Raw genomic sequence first — 18,157 nt, forward strand, 5'->3', positions numbered from 1 at the left:
CGGTGATTGGTATCAGATTATGCTACCAATAGATGCCGTGAGCCAGCTGTCGGACATCTCGCCAAGGGCCGCGTGAAGAGTCCTCAGTGACAGCCCTTCCCCGACTCCAGGTCCCTGAGGATCGGACAGTCCGGCCGGTGGTCGCCCTGGCAGTGGTCGCTCAGTTCCTGCAGGGTGTCGCGCAGGCTGCTGAGTTCGGCGATCTTGCGGTTGAGTTCGTCGATGTGCCGGGCGGCCAGGGCCTTCACGTCGGCGCTGGCGCGGCCGCGGTCCTGCCAGAGGGTGAGCAGCTGGCCGACTTCCTCCAGGGAGAAGCCGAAATCCCGCGAGCGGCGGATGAACGCCAGGGTGTGCAGGTCCTGCTCGCTGTAGTGGCGGTAACCGCTGGCGCTGCGGCCGGCGGGGGCGAGCAGGCCGGTGGATTCGTAGTAGCGGATCATCTTCGCGGTCAGGCCGCTCTTCTTCGCCGCTTCGCCGATGTTCATGCCGATCTCTCCTGAGCGAACGCCCGCGCTACGTCAGCGCGGGCGCGGGGCTTATTGGTGGTCCTGGGGTTTCCAGCGCTTGAGCAGCAGGGCGTTGCTCACCACGCTGACGCTGGAGGCGGCCATCGCCGCGCCGGCGACCATGGGGTTGAGCAGGCCGAAGGCGGCCAGTGGGATGCCCACCAGGTTGTAGATGAAGGCCCAGAACAGGTTCTGGCGGATCTTCGCGTAGGTGCGCCGGGAGATGTCCAGCGCTGCCGGAACCAGCCGTGGGTCGCCACGCATCAGAGTGATGCCGGCGGCGTGCATGGCCACGTCGGTGCCGCCGCCCATGGCGATGCCCACATCTGCTGCGGCCAGCGCCGGGGCGTCGTTGATGCCGTCACCGACCATCGCCACCACCTTGCCTTGCTGGCGTAGCGCGCCGACCACGGCGGCCTTGTCGCCGGGCAGTACCTCGGCGTGCACATCGTCCAGACCGAGGGCGTCGGCCACGACCTTGGCGCTGCCACGGTTGTCGCCGGTGATCAGATGGCTGGCGATGCCGCGGTCCCGCAGGGCGTCGATGGCGGTTTTCGCGCCTTCCTTGAGGCTGTCGCCGAAGGCGAACAGGGCGATCACCCGGGCCTGCGGTTCGCGTTCGATCAGCCAGGACAGGGTGCGGCCATCGGCTTCCCAACGCTGCGCCGATTCAGTGAGAGCACCCGGCTGCAGCTGGGCTTCGTCGAGCATGCGGCGGTTGCCCAGTGCCAGCAGGCGACCACCGATGCGGCCCTGGATGCCGCGGCCGGTCAGGGCTTGAGTCGCCTCGGCGGCAGCAGGGTTCAGGTCGCGTTCGGCGCAGGCGTCGAGCACGGCGCGAGCCAGCGGGTGTTCACTGCCGCGTTGCAGGGCGCCGGCCAGGGCGAGGGCTTCGGCTTCGTCGCCGTCCGCCGCGAGGTTGGTGATGCGCGGCTGGCCGGAGGTGAGGGTGCCGGTCTTGTCGAAGGCCACGGCCGTGACCGCGTGGGCAACCTCGAGGGCTTCGGCGTCCTTGATCAGGATGCCGTGTTTCGCGGCAACGCCGGTGCCGGCCATGATCGCGGTCGGAGTGGCGAGGCCAAGGGCGCACGGGCAGGCAATGACCAGTACGGCGACGGCGTTGATCAGCGCCTGTTCCCAGCCGGCGCCGGCGATCAGCCAGCCGACAAGGGTGAGCAGGGCGATGCCGATCACCACCGGGACGAACACGTTGCTGACCTTGTCCACCAGCTTCTGGATCGGCGCCTTGGCGGCCTGGGCGTCTTCCACCAGGCGGATGATGCGCGCCAGCACTGTCTCGCCGCCCAGCGCGGTGGTCTTCACGCGCAGCACGCCTTCGCCGTTGATGGCGCCGCCGGTGACCGGGTCGCCCACGTCCTTGGGCACCGGCAGGCTTTCGCCGGTGATCAGGGCTTCGTCGGCGTGGCTCTGGCCGGCGAGGACTTCGCCGTCTACCGGAAAGCGCTCGCCGGGGCGCACCAGCACTTCGTCGCCCAGGCGCAGTTCGGCGATGGCGACGTCTTCCTCGACGCCGTCACGCACGCGAGTGGCGCGCTCCGGGCGCAGGGCTTCTAGGGCGCGGATGGCCGTTGCAGTCTGGCGCTTGGCGCGGCTTTCCAGGTACTTGCCGAGCAGGATCAGGGTGATGACCACCGCGCTGGCTTCGAAGTACAGGTGCGGCATCTGCCCTGGCGCGGCGGCGTACCAGAGGTACAGGCTCAGGCCGTAGCCGGCGCTGGTGCCGAGGCCGACCAGCAGGTCCATGTTGCCGCTGCGGGCGCGCACGGCCTTGTAGGCGGAAACATAGAAGCGCGCGCCGATGAGGAACTGCACCGGCGTGGCGAGGAGGAATTGCGCCCAGGCTGGGAGCATCCAGTGCTGGCCGAACCAGTCGCCGACCATCGGCAGCACCAGCGGCAGGGACAGCAGGATGGCAGCGGCCAGCCACCAGCGCTCGCGCGCCAGACGGGCCACAGCCGGGTCCACGGTGGGCTGGTCGGGTTCGATGGGGCGGGCCTGGTAGCCGGCCTTGTCGACGGCCGCGATCAGCGTGGCGGTGTCCACTGCGCCGAGCAGCTCGAGGTGGGCGCGCTCGCTGGCCAGGTTGACTCTGGCCGAGCGCACGCCGGGAACCTTGTTCAAGGCGCGTTCGACGCGGCCGACGCAGCTGGCGCAGGTCATGCCTTCGATGCTCAGTTCCAGGCTATGGGCTGGCACCTGGTAGCCGGCCTGTTCGACGGCGGCGACCAGCGCCGGCAGGGTGTCGCCGCTGGACGGCGCGGCGAGCTGCACGCGGGCCTGCTCGCTGGCGAGGTTGACGCTGGCGTCCTGCACGCCGGGCACTTTGCGCAGGGCGCGTTCGACCCGGCCGGCGCAGCTGGCGCAGGTCATCCCGGAGACGGGCAGGTCGAGTTCGATGGGGTTGGCGCTGCTCATGGGGCTTTCTCCCTGAAGTTCCCCGATAGCATCAACCTTGACACGAGGGCAAGGTCAACCCTCGTTCGCTGCCAGCTTGTCGCAGGTCAAATCCGCGGGCGGGATCAGCTGCCGCTGGAGACAGGCATCAGGTACAGCCCGCTTTCGCTGTTGGCGATGCGGAACTTGCGCACTTCACCCGCATGCAGCTGCACGGACTGGGCACGCAGTGGCTGGATACCGCTGCGGCAGAGGCCGGAGTTGGCGGTTTGCAGGCGCAGGGAGACTTCACCCGGTGGCAGGTTGAGGGCGATCTCGCCTTCGGGCTGCAGGCGCGAGACCTTCTCGTCCTGCACGTACAGGTCGATGTCGCAGGCGGTGCCGGTATCCAGTCGTTCGCGACTGACGATCAGCACCGCATAGGCCACCGGCTGCGCGTCGGGCACCGGCCATGAACCGGGCGTGCTTGGCGGCGGCGTGGCCGGGGAGGTGGGGACGGGCGGCGCCGGGGGGGCCTCGGGCATGCCATCGGCCCAGGTGCTCGAAGGCAGGCCGGCGAAGGGCAGGGCGGCAGTGAAGCCGGCGGCAATTAAAAGGGAACGGCGCATGGCGTTCTCCGATGAGTCAGCTATTTCCGCAGCTTGGCTGAGAGCCTGACGTAGGACAAGTGCAAGGCGATTGCATCGCGAGAGGCTTGACCTTGCCACGGTGGCAAGGTCGAGACTGCATCCAACGCTTCAATCCATCAGAGGAGAGATTCCATGCATACCTTCAATGTCAAAGGCATGAGCTGCGGCCACTGCGTGCGGGCCATCACCCAGGCGGTGCAGGCGCTGGACGCCGCGGCGGACGTGCAGGTCGACCTGGGCGCCGGTGAAGTCCGCGTCGCCAGCCGACTGGACGAGCCCGCAATCCTCGCGGCGATCCGCGAGGAAGGCTACGAGGCCGAGGCGGCCTGAAGCTTCATTCCTCCCGGGCCGGCGTCCTGCCGGCCCTCAAGCCTGCGCCGGGTGCCAGTCGCGCACCAGGCCACGGAACACGGCGTCGAACAGTTCGCGGGTTTCCTGCAGCGGGTCGAACAGGGCTGGGTCGCGCAGCCAGTCGCTGAGCAGGCCGAAGATCATCGCGTGTACCGCGCGCGAGGCAATCTTGGGCGTCACGCCGGGCATCAGCCGCGTGCGGCAATCCTCGCGGTTGAACAGCTGCTCGCAAAGCTCGATGAACTGCCGGACGAACTGGTTGTGGCGCTCCTCGGCGTCGCGCAGCTCATCGGTGAACTCGCAGCGTTGCAGGAGGATGGTGAGGATGCGCCGACGCTGCTCGTCGCGGGCGAGGTTCTCGACCACTTCCACGCTGAGCTGGAACAGCGACTCGATCGGGTCGTGACCGTCGCAACCGGACAGCCGCTGTGCCAGTTGTTCGGGCGGCAGGCGGACCTGGTTGAGCATGTCGTTGAACAGATGCGCCTTATTCTGGAAATGCCAGTACACCGCTCCGCGGGTGACCCCAGCGGCGCGCGCGATCTCTTCCAGGCTGGTATTCGAGACGCCTTTCGCAAAGAAAAGGCCTTCAGCCGAGTCGAGAATCGTCTGTCGAGTTCGTTCCGAATCTTCTTTAGTTCTTCGCATGGCGCTTGGTGGTATACAGGCTAGGATCACTGGGTGACAGGCAGTTTACTGATTTTATTGCGCTAACAGTGCTTTACAGACACTGGCGTAGGTAAAAGTCACGCAGTCGTCGTCCTTTTGGGGTTCCGCCGTCAGTCATTTCCATGGAGAGGTTACATGCCGTTTGCCCGTCGTTTGCCCGTCGCGCTTGCTGTCGTTGGGTTGCCAGTCCTGTTCGCTGCCTGGGCCCAGGCCGAGGACAAACCGGCCACGGCAGCGCCTCCGCCCCCGGCAGTGACGGTCGAAGTGGCCAAGAGCGCCCCGGTGCCGCTGACCTTCGAATACGCCGCGCGCACCGCCGGCTACCGCGAAGTGGAAGTGCGCGCCCAGGTCAGCGGCATCCTGCAGCGTCGCACCTACGAGGAAGGCCGGCCGGTGAAGGAAGGCCAGGTGCTGTTCCGCATCGATCCGCGCCCCTACCAGGCCGCGCTGGGCCAGGCCAAGGGTTCGCTGGCGCAGACCCAGGCGCGCTACCGGCAGACCGAGCGTGACCTCAAGCGGATTCGTGAGCTGCAACGCAAGGGCTTCGCCAGCGAAAGCGAGCTGGACCGCTACACCTCCGATTTCGAACAGGCCAAGGCCGATGTCGAGGCCGCCCAGGCCAACGTCCAGGCCAAGCAGATCGACCTCAACTACACCACGGTGACCGCGCCGATCTCCGGCATGGCAAGCAAGGAAGTGCGCTCCGAGGGCAGTCTGGTGGTGGCCAGCGACCCGAACTCCAGCCTGCTGACCAAGCTCACCCAGCTCGACCCGGTGTACGTCAACTTCGCCTACCCCGATACCCAGGCGACCCAGATGAACGACGGTGTGAAGAGCGGCCGCTACATCCTGCCCAAGGACGGCAAGCTGACCGCCGAGCTGCGTTTCGGCGATGGCAGCAAATACCCCATCGAAGGCGTCGTCGACTTCACCGACAGCTTCGTCAACACCGGCACCGGCACCGTGAACGCTCGCGCCGTGGTGCCCAACCCGCACAACCTGCTGATCCCCGGACAGTTCGTGCGCATCCTGATCACCGGTATCACCCAGAGCAAGGCCGTGACCCTGCCCGAACGCGCACTGGCCCAGGGCCCGCGTGGCACCTTCGTCTACGTGGTGGACAAGGACAGCTATGCCCGCGTGCGCCAGGTCACCACCAGCAAGACCGTGGATGGCCGCTGGATCATCGACGCCGGCGTGGACGATGGGGACCGGGTGATAGTCGATGGCATCCTCAAGGTGCGCCCCGACCAGCCGGTCAAGGCCGTGGAAGGTGGCGCGCAGGAAGCTGCAGCCGGCACCGCCTCCACCCAGTCCTAAGGAGCGCCTATCGTGATTTCGCGCTTCTTCATCGAACGTCCGGTGTTCGCGATGGTGATCTCCATCGTGATCCTGCTCGCCGGCCTGGTGGCCATGCGTGCCCTGCCCGTCGCCCAGTACCCGGAAATCGTGCCGCCGGAAGTCTCGGTGACCGCGTCCTATCCGGGGGCCAGTTCCCAGGTCATCGCCGAAACCGTGGCCGCTCCGCTGGAGCAGGAAATCAACGGCGTGGAGGGCATGATCTACCAGCTGTCCAACTCCGACGCCAGCGGCGCCATGAGCCTGACCGTGTACTTCGAGGTGGGCACCGACCCCGACCAGGCCACCATCGACGTCAACAACAAGGTGCAGGCGGCGCTCGCCAAGCTGCCCGAGGAGGTGCGCCGGCAGGGTGTGAAGGTGGAGAAGAAATCCTCCGACATCCTGCAGGTGGTGACCCTGTTCTCGCCGGACAACTCCCGCGACCCGATCTTCATCAGCAACTACGCGCTGATCAACGTGATCGACGACCTCAAGCGGATTCCCGGCGTCGGCGACGTCAGCCAGTTCGGCTCCAAGGACTACGCCATGCGCGTCTGGCTGCGGCCGGACAAGCTGGCGCAGTACAACCTGACGCCCACCGACGTGGTCAACGCGATCCGCGAGCAGAACTCGCAGTTCGCCGCCGGCAGCTTCGGCCAGCAGCCGATGAAGGAGCCGCAGGACTTCACCTACATGGCCACGGCCCAGGGGCGCTTCACCGATCCCAAGGAATTCGAGAACGTCATCCTGCGCAGTGACTCCACCGGCGCCAGCCTGCTGCTCAAGGATGTGGCGCGGGTCGAACTGGGGGCTCAGGACTACTCGCTGGTGACCTCGCTCAACGGCCAGCAGAACGCCGCCTTCGGCATCTACCTTCAGCCGGGCGCCAACGCCCTGGATACCGCCCAGGCCGTGCGCGACCACATGGCGACCATGGCCAAGCGTTTCCCGCAGGGCATCGCCTTCAAGATTCCGTACGACACCACCACCTTCGTGAAGGTCTCCATCGAGGAGGTGATCCACACCTTCATCGAGGCGCTGATCCTGGTGATGGTGGTGGTCTTCATTTTCCTGCAGAACATCCGCGCCACGCTGATCCCGGTGCTGGCGATTCCGGTGTCGCTGGTCGGCACCTTCGCCGGCATGTACCTCATGGGCTTCTCCATCAACCTGTTGTCGCTGTTCGGCATGGTGCTGGCCATCGGCATCGTGGTGGACGACGCCATCGTGGTGCTGGAAAACGTCGAGCGGGTGATGCGCACCGAGAAGCTCAGCCCGAAGGCAGCGGCGATCAAGGCCATGGAGGAGGTGACGGGGCCGATCGTCGCCATCGTCCTGGTGCTCTGCGCCGTGTTCATCCCGGTCGGCTTCCTCGGCGGACTGGCCGGCCAGATGTACAAGCAGTTCGCGATCACCATCGCGGTGTCGGTGGTGATCTCCGGCATCGTCGCTCTGACCCTGTCGCCGGCGCTCTGCGCACTGATCCTCAAGGAGGAGCACAAGGAGCCCGCCGCGCCGTTCCGCTGGTTCAACCGCACCTTCGAACGCATCACCAACGGCTATGGCGCCGGGGTGCAGTTCTTCCTCAAGCGCGCCGCCCTCGGCCTGATCCTGTTCGGCGGGATGATCGCCCTGCTGGTCATCCTGTTCGGCCGGGTGCCCGGCTCGCTGGTCCCGGACGAGGACCAGGGTTACGTGCTCAACGCCTACTTCCTGCCGCCGGCCGCTTCGCTGACGCGTACCGAGAAGCTCACCAACGACGTGACCCACCAGCTGATGAAACACCCGGCGGTGCAGGACGTGGTGACCTTCGCCGGCTTCGACATCCTCACCAACGGCACCCGCAGCAACGCCGGGGTGTCCTTCGTACCGCTCAAGGACTGGAAGGAGCGCACCACGCCCGAGCTGGACGCGCGCAACCTGACCCGTGAGTTCATGAAGATGGGCGCCGGTCACGAGGACGGCGTGGTGATGTCCTTCAACCCGCCGCCTATCACCGGCATGAGTACCACCGGCGGTTTCGAGGCGTATATCCAGGACCGTAGCGGCGGCACCTCCGAGCAGCTGGAAGAGGTGACCATGAAGTTCCTCGCCGCCGCGGCCAAGCGCCCGGAGCTGGCGGGGGTCAACACCACCTTCAACGCCAACGTGCCGCAGTACTACGTCGACCTCGACCGCACCAAGGCGCGCTCCCTGGGCGTGGCGATCAACGACGTGTTCACTGCCATGCAGTCCACTTTCGGCAGCTACTACGTCAACGACTTCACCCTCTATGGGCGCACCTGGCAGGTATCCCTGGAGTCGGAGCCGGAGTTCCGCCGCAAGCCGGACGACCTGAGCCAGGTCTTCGTGCGCTCCTCCACCGGCGATCTGGTACCGCTGACCACCCTGGTGTCGGTCAAGCGCATCCTCGGTCCGGACTCCTACGCGCGCTTCAACGTGTTCCCGGCGGCCAAGCTGCTGGGCGGCCCCGCGCCGGGCTACAGCTCCGGCCAGGCGCTGGCGGCGATGCAACAGGTGGCCGACCAGGTGCTCGGCGAAGAGTACTCGCTGGCCTGGATCGGCTCGGCCTATCAGGAACTGGCGACCCAGGGCTCGGGCAGTACCGCGTTCATCTTCGGCCTGATCCTGGTGTTCCTCATCCTCGCGGCCCAGTACGAGCGCTGGACCCTGCCGCTGGCCGTGGTCACCGCGGTGCCGTTCGCGGTGTTCGGGGCGATCCTGGCGATCTGGTTGCGCGGGCTGGACAACGACGTGTACTTCCAGGTCGGCCTGGTGACCCTGATCGGCCTGGCGGCGAAGAACGCCATCCTGATCATCGAGTTCGCCGTGATGTGCCGCGAGGAGCAGGGCATGGGCCCGGTCGAGGCGGCACTGGAGGCGGCCAAGCTGCGCTTCCGCCCCATCGTGATGACCTCGCTGGCCTTCATCCTGGGTTGCGTGCCGCTGGCCATCAGCACCGGCGCCGGCTCCGCGAGCCGTCACTCGATCGGCACCGGGGTGATCGGCGGGATGCTCGCCGCGACCCTGCTGGCGACCTTCCTCATCCCGATGTTCTACATGCTGGTGGAGTCGGCTGCCGACAAGCTCAGCGGCCGTAAGGCGAAGGGCAAGCCCGAGCCAGAGGGCGTGCACGAGGCTTGATGTGGCAACGGGTCCGGCCGGCGCGGCCGGACCCGCTTCTCCCATTGTTTCGGGACTTGTTTCGCGAGTTGCTTAGGGAGCTTGCTAATTTCCCGGCGCTCGCCACAATGCAAGGCTTCGTCGCACCTTCCTTGCGCGCCAATCCGATATCCACGCTTGCCTGCCTGCGGTCTCCACCGCCTTTCGGCGGACGGGTGTGACCAGGTGATCCATGAACCTCCGCATCCTGCTGATCCTCGGCGCCCTCAGCGCCTTCGGGCCCATGGCCATCGACTTCTACCTGCCCAGCTTCCCGGCGCTGGCGCAGGCCTTCGGTACCGACGTCGAGCACGTGCAACTCAGCCTGTCGGCCTACTTTGCCGGCCTTGCCATTGGCCAGTTGCTCTACGGGCCGCTGGCTGACCGTATTGGTCGGCGCATTCCGCTGCTGCTGGGCGTGAGCATTTTCACCCTGGCTTCGGTCGCGTGCGCCCTGGCGCCGAACCTGGAGTGGCTGATTGGCGCGCGCTTCGTCCAGGCCCTGGGTGGCTGCGCGGGGATGGTGATCTCGCGAGCGGTGGTACGTGACCTGTGCGACCCGGTTGCCGCCGCCAAGGCCTTCTCGCAGCTGATGCTGGTGATGGGGCTGGCGCCGATCCTCGCGCCGCTGGGCGGCGGGCTGCTACTGAGCCTGTCCGGCTGGCAGTCGATCTTCTATTGCCTGACGCTGTTCAGTGCCCTGGCCGGCGGCGCCATCGCGCTGTGGCTGCCCGAGACCATCCCGAGCGGGCCGCGCCCGCCGCTGCGCGGCGCGTTGAAGCAGTACCGCGCGCTGTTCCGCGACCGCTCCTTCATTACCTATGCGCTCACCGGCGGGGTGGCCATCGCCGGGATGTTCTCCTACATCGCCGGTTCGCCCTTCGTGTTCATCGAACTCTACGGCGTGCCGACCGAGCACTACGGCTGGATCTTCGGCAGCAACGCGGCGGGCTTCATCCTGATGGCGCAGGTCAACGCGCGGCTGCTGCGCTATCGCGGGCCGGGATTCTGGCTGCGCCGGGCGGTGTGGGTGTACTTCGCTTGCGGCGTCCTGCTGCTGGGCATCACCCTGGCCAGACCCGAGCACCTGTGGCCGCTGCTGGTGCCGCTGTTTGGTGCCATCGCCAGTCTGGGCTTCCTGCTGCCCAACTCCTCGGCCTGCGCGATGGCCAGCCAGGGCCGCCATGCGGGCAGCGCCTCGGCGTTGATGGGCAGCCTGCAGTTCACCGTCGCGGCTGGCGCTTCGGCGCTGGTCGGTGCATTGCACGACGGCACGGCGCTACCGATGGCAGTGGTCATCACCGTCTGCGGCCTGGTGGCCGCGGTGCTCGGCTGGCTGAGCGGGCAGATCAGCGAACGCGCGGCCTGATCAGCTGGCGACGCGCTGTATCAGTTCGGGGAGTCGGTGCGGGGCCTTCAGGCGGGCTTCGAGGGTCGCGACGAAACTGCGTGCTTCGAGCTCGCTGCGGAAGCCCACGGCCTGCTGGTCGAGGCAGACTTCCCACGGCTGGTCTTTGCGCAGGCTGGACGGACGGACGAGGATGTTCACGGTGCTCACCCCTGTGCTGTCAGGTGAAAAGGGACTCTCAGTGTAGTCCTGTCACATGGTGGTAGCGGGTGCGACCTGTGGTCGCCGACATGCGGTGCTCCTGCCCCCGAAGCGGCCTTCAGTCCCCGTTGCAGAGCGCTTCGCCCAGAGCGCTGCCGCTTCGCTGAAAAATCCTGAAAAGCAATCGTGCCCGCCTGGGCGAATCGCCTACGACCAAAGGTTGATGGTGGTGTGGCGATCCCCGTCCATACTCGTTGTTCGACCTCGATAACAACAATAAGAGGCAGTGACGATGAGCTACCGGCAGTCCCATGACCGCTCCATCGCGGCCCCTTCCGCCTTCTGGGCCGAGCAGGCCGGCCGCGTGGCCTGGTACCGCGCGCCGCAGGATACCCTGCAGGAGCTGCCCGACGGCAGCCACCGCTGGTTTGCCGATGGCCGCCTGAACACCTGCTACCTTGCCCTCGACCGGCAGATCGAACTCGGCCGCGGCAACCAGGCCGCGCTGATCTACGACTCCCCCGTGACCCATACCCAGCAGCGCTTCAGCTACCTGGAGCTGCGCGATGAAGTCGCGCGCCTGGCTGGCGCCCTGCGCGCGCTGGGGGTGGAGAAGGGCGACGGGGTGATCATCTACATGCCGATGGTGCCCCAGGCGGCCATGGCCATGCTCGCCTGTGCCCGATTAGGCGCCGTGCACTCGGTGGTGTTCGGCGGCTTCGCGCCCCACGAGCTGGCGCTGCGCATCGACGATGCCAGGCCCAAGCTGGTGCTCACCGCCTCCTGCGGCCTGGAGTTCGAGCGGGTGATCGAATACAAGCCGCTGGTGGACAAGGCCCTGGAACTGGCCACTCACAAGCCGGCTCACGTACTGGTGCTGCAGCGCCCGCAGGCGATGGCGGAGCTTGAGCCCGGCCGCGACCTGGACTGGCGCGAAACCCTGGTCCACGCGCAACCGGCCGAGCCGGTGGAAGTCGCCAGCGGCGACCCGCTGTACATCATGTACACCTCCGGCACCACCGGGAAACCCAAGGGCATCGTGCGCGACAACGGCGGCCACGCGGTAGCGCTGAGCTATGCACTGCCGGCCATCTTCGGCCTGCAACCGGGGGATGTCTGGTGGGGCGTTTCCGACGTCGGCTGGGTGGTCGGCCACTCGCTGATCGTCTATGGGCCGCTGATGAATGGCTGCACCACGGTGTTCTACGAGGGCAAGCCGGTGCGCACGCCCGATGCCGGCAGCTACTGGCGGGTGATCCAGGAGCACAAGGTCAACAGCCTGTTCTGCGCGCCCACGGCGATCCGCGCGATCCGCAAGGAAGACCCCCGGGGCGAGCTGCTCGAACGCTACGACCTGAGCTCGCTGCGCCACCTGTTCCTGGCCGGCGAAAAGCTCGACAGCAGCACCCAGCACTGGCTGGAGGAACTCACCGGCAAGCCGGTGCACGACCATTGGTGGCAGACCGAGACCGGTTGGCCGGTGACCGCGCCCTGCACCGGCCTGGGCGACCACGACCTGCGCGCGGGCTCCACCAATCGCGCGGTGCCCGGGTACCACGTGCAGGTGGTGGACGATGAGGGCCGGCTGCTCGGGCCGAACGAGCAGGGCTCCATCGTGATTGCCCTGCCGCTGCCGCCTGGCTGTGCGCAGACGCTGTGGAACGACCATCCGCGCTACCTGCAGGCGTACCTGAAGACCTATCCCGGTTACTACCACACCGGCGACGGCGGCTATGTGGACGAGGAGGGTTTCGTCTACATCATGGGGCGCACCGACGACGTGATCAACGTCTCCGGCCACCGGCTTTCCACCGGCGAAATGGAGGAGCTGCTGGCGCTGCACGAGGCCGTCGCCGAGTGCGCGGTGATCGCCGTGCAGGACGATCTCAAGGGGCACGTGCCGCTGGGGATGGTGGTGCTCAAGGACGGCGCGCAGGTGACCGAGGCCAACCTGCAGCGCGAGCTGGTGGCTTTGGTGCGCGAGCGCATCGGCGCCCTGGCCTGTTTCCAGCGCGCGGTGGTGGTGAAACGCCTGCCCAAGACCCGCTCGGGCAAGATCCTCCGCGCCGTGCTGCGCAAGATCGCCGACGGCGAGAGCTACGCGCCGCCGTCCACCATCGATGACCCGGCGATCCTCGGCGAGATTGCCGAGCGCCTGGGCCAGGCCGGGCTGGCCAAGGCCGGCTGATATCCCACGACGCCGGCGTTGCCGGCGTATTTCCAGGGCCGCACTCGTTGCGGCCCTTTTTTATGCGCGCGCTCAGCCGGCCCTATGCCGTACATCGCCCAACCTTGGACGGGCAGGAGCAAAGACAGGCTGTTGGCTAAGATAATGGCATCTGGCCTCTATCGGTGCCTTGCATTGATGAACCCTAGCCTCCTGCTCGACGCCGAGGAGCTCGAAGCCTTGCGCGAAGTCAACGCGCGGGTGCTGCGCCAGCCGGTGGTGTTGCTGGTCGATGACGACCGCGCGGCGCTCGTGCGAGTCCGCGGCCTGATCGAGAGGGCCAGGCTGCGTTGCGTGACGGCGAGTACGGCGCAGGAGGCGCTGCGGCGCATTCGACGCGATGAGGCCGGTATAGACCTGCTGGTCATCGGACTGCGTGTCGGGCGCGAAGGCGGCGGGCTGGACCTGCTGCGCGAGCTTGGCAGCGTCGGCACTTTCCTGCCGATCATCGTGCTCTCCGGGCAGGGGGATCTGCGCGATGGGTTCGCGACAGCGTCGCTGAACGTGCTGGATTTTCTGGCCACACCGGTGGACCCGGCTTACTTCCTGGATCTGCTGGGCCGTTACCTGTAGGGCCGCGCTACGGACGTTCGCGAGCCATCTTGCACCTGCGAAGAGCGCTCCGGCGCAGGGGCACTGTGGGAGCGAGGGGGCGCCATCGTTATTGCTCGCGCCCCCGGCTGGGCAATTACAGCGTCTGCGCCTTGAAAGTGTCGCACTTGCCCGGCGCGCCGCTCTCGAAGCCGATCTTGAACCAGCGCACGCGCTGCGCGGAGGACCCGTGGGTGAAGGAATCGGGCATCACCGTGCCGCGCGCCTGGCGCTGCAGGTGGTCGTCGCCGATGGCGTTGGCGGCGTTCAACGCCTCTTCCACGTCGCCCGGCTCCAGCCAGTTCAGGCGCTGCTGGGCGTGATTGGCCCAGACGCCGGCGAAGCAGTCGGCCTGAAGTTCCTGACGCACCGAAAGGCCGTTGGCGCCTTCCATGCGTGCGCCGCGCTGGCGGGCGGCGTTGATCTTCGCGGAGATGCCCAGCAGGTTCTGCACGTGGTGGCCGACTTCGTGGGCGATCACATAAGCCTGGGCGAAGTCGCCGGCGGCGGAGAACTTCTGTTCCATCTCGCGGAAGAAGCCGAGGTCGAGGTACACCCGGTGGTCGCCGGGGCAGTAGAACGGGCCGACCGCCGAGGAGGCGAAGCCGCAGGCTGAGTTCACTCCGCCGTTGAACAGGATCAGCTTGGGCTGCTCGTACTGCTGGTTGCTACGGGCGAAGATTTCGCCCCAGGTGTCCTCGGTGTCGCCGAGGATCGAGCGGACGAAGTCCACCTGCGGATCGTTGCCGGTGGCCGGCTTGCCTTGTGTCGGCCGCGCCGGCGCCTGCTGCTGGGAGACGTCCATCTGGCCGAGCAGCGAGCCGAGGATGGTCATCGGGTCCTGCCCGGAGAGCAGGCCGATCACCACCACGATGGCCACGCCGCCCAGGCTCAGGCCGCGGCCGCCGATGCGCATGCCGCCGCCACCGCCCATGCTGCTGCCGGTTTCATCGCGGGCATCCACTACGTTGTCGCTGCGTCGTCCTTTGCGCCATTGCATGGCGGCATCTCCATCGAACAGGTGGTTTCAGTGTTGTCTTGAGTGGGGCTGGCCGCCAGCCCGGTCGTCAGGCGAAACGGTGCAGCAGTTCGGCGCGGGCGAGGAGTTGCACGTCGCCGCCGACGCGGACCTCATCGTCCTGACCGACCTGCACGTCGAGCCGGCTGGGGCGACCGACGAAGCGGCCCTGGGCCAGCTGGAACAGCTCGCCACGGCGTGCCTTGCCCAGCTCCACCAGGTAGGCGGCAACGGGGCCGGCGGCACTGCCGGTGGCAACGTCCTCGATGATCCCGGCGCCGTCCCAGGTGCGGCCCTCGCGATTATCCACATCCAGCACGAAAACGAAGGCGGCGTTGAGTTTGGCCAGCTCGGTTGTCAGGTCCGTGCGCTGGCGCACGCGCTCCAGGGCTTCGCCGCGCACCGGCAGGAGCAGGTAGGGCAGACCGGTGCTGACCACGGCGGCGGGGTAGTCGGCGAGGTCGCCGACGCTCAGCGAGAAGGCCTCGGCGAACCAGCGCCGCGCGTCATCGTCGAGCACCGTGCCGAAGTCGGCGGCGCCCTGGTTCATCTCGGCGTGGAAGCCGGCGCCGCGACGGCGGGTGGCGACCTTCACTGATTTGGCCGGCAGGTCCAGCGTCCAGTGTTCCTCCTCGCCGCGCTGGTGCAGGTGGTGCAGCAGCGCGGCGGCGCCCAGCACCGGGTGGCCGGCGAACGGCAGTTCCTCGTCGACGGTGAAGATGCGCGCCGAGTAGGTGTCCAGCGAGGCGGACGGGAACAGGAAGATCGACTCGAACTGGCGCAGCTCCTGGGTCAGCGCCAGCAGGGTCGGGGCGGGGATGCCACGGGCGTCGGGGAAGACCGCCAGGCCGTTGCCGGTGAGCGGTTGCTCGGCGAAGACGTCGAGCTGCCAGTACTGTTGCGCGGACATGGGCCTCCAGATGCCGCCCTTGAGCGGTGCAAAGAAAAACTCGACAGCCAGCCTAGCGAGCTATATGTTCGCCGACAAGAAAGCGCAGGTCACAGCGCCGCGCTTTCCAGGCCACCGCAGTGGCCGGCGTCGCTCGGACGGTTCCGGGCGCCTACGTTCATCAGAGGACACCATGACTGAACCCCGTTCAGCTCGTCGCTTTGCGCGCATCGATCGCCTGCCGCCTTACGTTTTCAATATCACCGCCGAACTGAAGATGGCCGCCCGCCGCCGTGGCGAGGACATCATCGACCTGTCCATGGGCAACCCGGACGGGGCCACGCCGCCGCATATCGTCGAGAAACTCTGCCAGGTCGCCCAGCGCGAAGACACCCACGGCTACTCCACGTCCCGTGGCATCCCGCGCCTGCGCCGGGCTATCTCGCACTGGTACCGCGACCGCTACGAGGTCGAGATCGACCCGGAATCCGAGGCCATCGTCACCATCGGCTCCAAGGAAGGCCTGGCACACCTGATGCTCGCCACCCTGGATCACGGCGACACCATCCTGGTGCCCAACCCCAGCTACCCGATCCACATCTATGGCGCGGTGATTGCCGGTGCCCAGGTGCGCTCGGTGCCGCTGGTGCCGGGGATCGACTTCTTCAACGAGCTGGAGCGGGCGATCCGCGAATCGATCCCCAAGCCGAAGATGATGATCCTCGGTTTCCCCTCCAACCCCACCGCGCAGTGCGTGGAGCTGGACTTCTTCGAGCGCGTGGTCGACCTCGCCAAGCGTTACGACGTGCTGGTGGTGCACGACCTGGCCTACGCGGACATCACCTTCGATGGCTGGAAGGCGCCGTCGATCATGCAGGTGCCCGGCGCCAAGGACATCGCGGTGGAATTCTTCACCCTGTCCAAGAGCTACAACATGGCCGGCTGGCGCATCGGCTTCATGGTCGGCAACCCGGAGCTGGTCTCGGCGCTGGCGCGGATCAAGAGCTACCACGACTACGGCACCTTCACCCCCCTGCAGGTGGCGGCCATCGCCGCGCTGGAGGGCGATCAGCAGTGCGTGCGCGATATCGCCGAGCAGTATCAGAAGCGCCGCGACGTGCTGGTGAAAGGTCTGCACGAGGCCGGCTGGATGGTGGAGAACCCCAAGGCCTCGATGTACATCTGGGCGAAGATCCCGCCGGCCTACGCGCACCTGGGCTCGCTGGAGTTCGCCAAGAAGCTGCTCAAGGACGCCAAGGTCTCGGTGTCGCCGGGCATCGGCTTCGGTGACTACGGCGACGATCATGTGCGTTTCGCACTGATCGAGAACCGTGACCGCCTGCGCCAGGCCGTACGCGGGATCAAGGCGATGTTCCGCGCCGATGGCCTGCTGCCGGCCAAGGCCGAGTGACCGCCGCATGAATGAAAAAGGGCGACCCGATGGTCGCCCTTTTCTTTTGGAGTCCCTCACCCCGTCGTGCTCGCGGAGCCATGTCGCGCGGGAACCTGGAGAGTGCCCCGCGCGCCGGAAGCCCCATCCCACCTCCACCAGCTTTCAGGGGTGAGGGAGTGCCTCGATGTCAGGTCAGTGAGCGGGGTAGTCCGCCAGCACTTCGCGCTGGCCGGTCTTGTTCAGCCCGACCACCTGGTAGGCGTCATGCCGGTCGCCCATCTCCATGCCCGGCGAGCCCACCGGCATGCCCGGCACGGCGGCGCCGATCAGGTCCGCACGCTCGCGCAGCTTGAGGACGTCCGCCGCCGGCACGTGGCCCTCGACGAACTTGCCGTCGATCACGCCGGTATGGCACGAGCCTAAGCTGTAAGGGACGCCGAGTTTGGTCTTCACTGCACTCATGTCCGCCTCGACGTGGTCGTTGACGGTGAAGCCGTTGCCTTCCAGGTGCTTGATCCAGTCCTTGCAGCAACTGCAGTTGGCATCGCGGTGCACGTCGATGGTCAGCGGCTCGGCGGCCTGGGCGGCGCCGGCGACAAGGGCGGTGAGCAGAAGCAGGGTGCGCATGGTTGGAACCTCGGGATACGAACGCGACCGAGCATACTCCCGAGCGTCTTCAGCCCCCACCCGGCGTTTGTTTCCCCATATGACGCGCTCGCCCGAACTTGCCGTGCCGTGCGGGGTCTCTAGCTGATCGGTGGTGCGTCCGCGACTCCCGGTCGCAGGTCAGGACGCTCGGCAATGGCTGCATGGCCAAGGAGAAATCGGATGCTCTTCGCCCGTCTCGTCCTGCTGGTTCAGGCTCTGGTCTGGGGTGGTCTGGGACTGCTCTACTGGATTCGCCCCTATGAGATGGCCAACCTCAGCGGCATGCTGCTGATGGAGCCGTCGTCGGTGAGCGACGCCCGCGTCTTCTATGGCGGCCACCAGTTCGCCCTTGCCCTGTTCCTCGTCTTTGCCCTGCGTCGTCGGCTGCTGGTACGGCCGGCGCTGATCCTGGTGATCCTGGTGCAACTGACACTGACCCTGTCGCGCCTGCTGATTGCCTGGACAGAGGGCGGCATGGAGTGGGATGCGCAACTGGCCGGTGTGGTCTACCGCGGGGTGATCTCGGCGCTGGCGATCGTCGCCCTCTACTGGCTCGAGCGGCAGTCGCGCCATCGTGCGGTGGTGGTGCGCGAACCGGAAGAGCCGGAGGAGCGCAAGGCGGACTTCGAAGGTCTGTGATGTCGGGTCGTTTGTACCTTTATTGCAGTCATTCAGACCGCATTCTATGGCGGTCATTTATACCTCTTTTATTTTTAACGCATTGAAATAAAACGAGTTTCTACCTGGCATGAATCCTGGAATGGTCAAG

The 18,157-nt window shown here is 66.8% G+C and carries 15 protein-coding genes and 1 pseudogene; 8 read left to right on the forward strand and 8 right to left on the reverse strand.

Annotated features, from left to right (window positions below):
* Positions 1-83: 83 nt before the first annotated feature.
* The 3 genes from cueR to J2T47_RS17450 form a co-directional block, all read right to left on the reverse strand.
* Entirely contained in the window at positions 84-485 is a 402-nt protein-coding gene (cueR, locus tag J2T47_RS17440) for a Cu(I)-responsive transcriptional regulator (RefSeq protein WP_253449312.1), read from the reverse strand.
* Between the two features lie 51 nt (positions 486-536).
* Positions 537-2,942, reverse strand: a complete 2,406-nt coding sequence (locus J2T47_RS17445) for a heavy metal translocating P-type ATPase (RefSeq protein WP_253449315.1) — start codon at positions 2,940-2,942, stop codon at positions 537-539.
* Between the two features lie 104 nt (positions 2,943-3,046).
* Positions 3,047-3,529, reverse strand: coding sequence for a hypothetical protein (locus tag J2T47_RS17450; RefSeq protein WP_253449318.1), 483 nt, complete (start codon positions 3,527-3,529; stop codon positions 3,047-3,049).
* A 153-nt stretch (positions 3,530-3,682) separates the two neighbouring features.
* On the opposite strand from J2T47_RS17450, the gene J2T47_RS17455 reads away from it, so the two are divergent.
* Entirely contained in the window at positions 3,683-3,880 is a 198-nt protein-coding gene (locus tag J2T47_RS17455) for a heavy-metal-associated domain-containing protein (protein ID WP_081517296.1), read from the forward strand.
* A 36-nt stretch (positions 3,881-3,916) separates the two neighbouring features.
* Here J2T47_RS17455 and J2T47_RS17460 read toward each other — a convergent pair whose 3' ends face one another.
* Positions 3,917-4,549 (reverse strand): TetR family transcriptional regulator, encoded by a 633-nt coding sequence (locus tag J2T47_RS17460; RefSeq protein WP_045217146.1) that lies wholly within the window; start codon positions 4,547-4,549, stop codon positions 3,917-3,919.
* A 156-nt stretch (positions 4,550-4,705) separates the two neighbouring features.
* On the opposite strand from J2T47_RS17460, the gene J2T47_RS17465 reads away from it, so the two are divergent.
* The 3 genes from J2T47_RS17465 to J2T47_RS17475 all read left to right on the forward strand — a co-directional run bounded on the left by J2T47_RS17465 (position 4,706) and on the right by J2T47_RS17475 (position 10,442).
* The gene (locus J2T47_RS17465; protein WP_253449322.1) at positions 4,706-5,890 is read left to right on the forward strand and encodes an efflux RND transporter periplasmic adaptor subunit; all 1,185 of its coding nucleotides are present in this window, start codon (positions 4,706-4,708) and stop codon (positions 5,888-5,890) included.
* 12 nt (positions 5,891-5,902) lie between these two features.
* On the forward strand, positions 5,903-9,055 hold the full coding sequence (locus J2T47_RS17470) for an efflux RND transporter permease subunit (RefSeq protein ID WP_367399508.1): 3,153 nt from the start codon (positions 5,903-5,905) through the stop codon (positions 9,053-9,055).
* A gap of 211 nt (positions 9,056-9,266) precedes the next feature.
* Positions 9,267-10,442, forward strand: a complete 1,176-nt coding sequence (locus J2T47_RS17475) for a multidrug effflux MFS transporter (RefSeq protein ID WP_253449324.1) — start codon at positions 9,267-9,269, stop codon at positions 10,440-10,442.
* On the opposite strand, the gene J2T47_RS17480 is transcribed toward J2T47_RS17475, so the two are convergent.
* A complete protein-coding gene (locus tag J2T47_RS17480; protein ID WP_253449326.1) occupies positions 10,443-10,622 on the reverse strand; it encodes a hypothetical protein in 180 nt (59 codons plus the stop codon). It lies immediately after the preceding gene.
* Positions 10,623-10,914: 292 nt separating this feature from the next.
* On the opposite strand from J2T47_RS17480, the gene J2T47_RS17485 reads away from it, so the two are divergent.
* Positions 10,915-12,810, forward strand: coding sequence for a propionyl-CoA synthetase (locus J2T47_RS17485; RefSeq protein ID WP_253449328.1), 1,896 nt, complete (start codon positions 10,915-10,917; stop codon positions 12,808-12,810).
* A gap of 177 nt (positions 12,811-12,987) precedes the next feature.
* Positions 12,988-13,422 carry a response regulator gene (locus J2T47_RS17490; RefSeq protein WP_253449331.1) on the forward strand — a complete coding sequence of 145 codons (435 nt, stop codon included), beginning with the start codon at positions 12,988-12,990 and terminating at the stop codon, positions 13,420-13,422.
* A 115-nt stretch (positions 13,423-13,537) separates the two neighbouring features.
* On the opposite strand, the gene ypfJ is transcribed toward J2T47_RS17490, so the two are convergent.
* Together ypfJ and J2T47_RS17500 are read right to left on the reverse strand one after the other, a co-directional pair.
* Positions 13,538-14,440, reverse strand: a complete 903-nt coding sequence (gene ypfJ, locus J2T47_RS17495; protein ID WP_253449333.1) for a KPN_02809 family neutral zinc metallopeptidase — start codon at positions 14,438-14,440, stop codon at positions 13,538-13,540.
* Between the two features lie 67 nt (positions 14,441-14,507).
* A complete protein-coding gene (locus tag J2T47_RS17500) occupies positions 14,508-15,368 on the reverse strand; it encodes a PhzF family phenazine biosynthesis protein (protein WP_253449336.1) in 861 nt (286 codons plus the stop codon).
* A gap of 172 nt (positions 15,369-15,540) precedes the next feature.
* On the opposite strand from J2T47_RS17500, the gene alaC reads away from it, so the two are divergent.
* The gene (gene alaC, locus J2T47_RS17505; RefSeq protein WP_253449337.1) at positions 15,541-16,758 is read left to right on the forward strand and encodes an alanine transaminase; all 1,218 of its coding nucleotides are present in this window, start codon (positions 15,541-15,543) and stop codon (positions 16,756-16,758) included.
* Positions 16,759-16,932: 174 nt separating this feature from the next.
* On the opposite strand, the pseudogene J2T47_RS17510 reads toward alaC, so the two are convergent.
* Positions 16,933-17,384 (reverse strand): annotated as a pseudogene (locus tag J2T47_RS17510) (DUF411 domain-containing protein).
* Positions 17,385-17,568: 184 nt separating this feature from the next.
* Between J2T47_RS17510 and J2T47_RS17515 the strand changes: the two are divergent.
* Positions 17,569-18,027, forward strand: a complete 459-nt coding sequence (locus J2T47_RS17515; protein WP_253449341.1) for a DUF4345 family protein — start codon at positions 17,569-17,571, stop codon at positions 18,025-18,027.
* The last annotated feature ends 130 nt before the right edge of the window (positions 18,028-18,157 follow it).

The sequence above is a fragment of the Pseudomonas nitroreducens genome (genome assembly GCF_024170165.1).
GTDB lineage: Bacteria > Pseudomonadota > Gammaproteobacteria > Pseudomonadales > Pseudomonadaceae > Pseudomonas > Pseudomonas nitroreducens_C.

Coding starts and splice junctions, on each gene's coding strand:
- cueR (WP_253449312.1), bottom strand. CDS start 485: ATGAACATCGGCGAAGCGGCGAAGAAGAGCGGCCTGACCGCGAAGATG.
- J2T47_RS17445 (WP_253449315.1), bottom strand. CDS start 2,942: ATGAGCAGCGCCAACCCCATCGAACTCGACCTGCCCGTCTCCGGGATG.
- J2T47_RS17450 (WP_253449318.1), bottom strand. CDS start 3,529: ATGCGCCGTTCCCTTTTAATTGCCGCCGGCTTCACTGCCGCCCTGCCC.
- J2T47_RS17455 (WP_081517296.1), top strand. CDS start 3,683: ATGCATACCTTCAATGTCAAAGGCATGAGCTGCGGCCACTGCGTGCGG.
- J2T47_RS17460 (WP_045217146.1), bottom strand. CDS start 4,549: ATGCGAAGAACTAAAGAAGATTCGGAACGAACTCGACAGACGATTCTC.
- J2T47_RS17465 (WP_253449322.1), top strand. CDS start 4,706: ATGCCGTTTGCCCGTCGTTTGCCCGTCGCGCTTGCTGTCGTTGGGTTG.
- J2T47_RS17475 (WP_253449324.1), top strand. CDS start 9,267: ATGAACCTCCGCATCCTGCTGATCCTCGGCGCCCTCAGCGCCTTCGGG.
- J2T47_RS17485 (WP_253449328.1), top strand. CDS start 10,915: ATGAGCTACCGGCAGTCCCATGACCGCTCCATCGCGGCCCCTTCCGCC.
- J2T47_RS17490 (WP_253449331.1), top strand. CDS start 12,988: ATGAACCCTAGCCTCCTGCTCGACGCCGAGGAGCTCGAAGCCTTGCGC.
- ypfJ (WP_253449333.1), bottom strand. CDS start 14,440: ATGCAATGGCGCAAAGGACGACGCAGCGACAACGTAGTGGATGCCCGC.
- J2T47_RS17500 (WP_253449336.1), bottom strand. CDS start 15,368: ATGTCCGCGCAACAGTACTGGCAGCTCGACGTCTTCGCCGAGCAACCG.
- alaC (WP_253449337.1), top strand. CDS start 15,541: ATGACTGAACCCCGTTCAGCTCGTCGCTTTGCGCGCATCGATCGCCTG.
- J2T47_RS17515 (WP_253449341.1), top strand. CDS start 17,569: ATGCTCTTCGCCCGTCTCGTCCTGCTGGTTCAGGCTCTGGTCTGGGGT.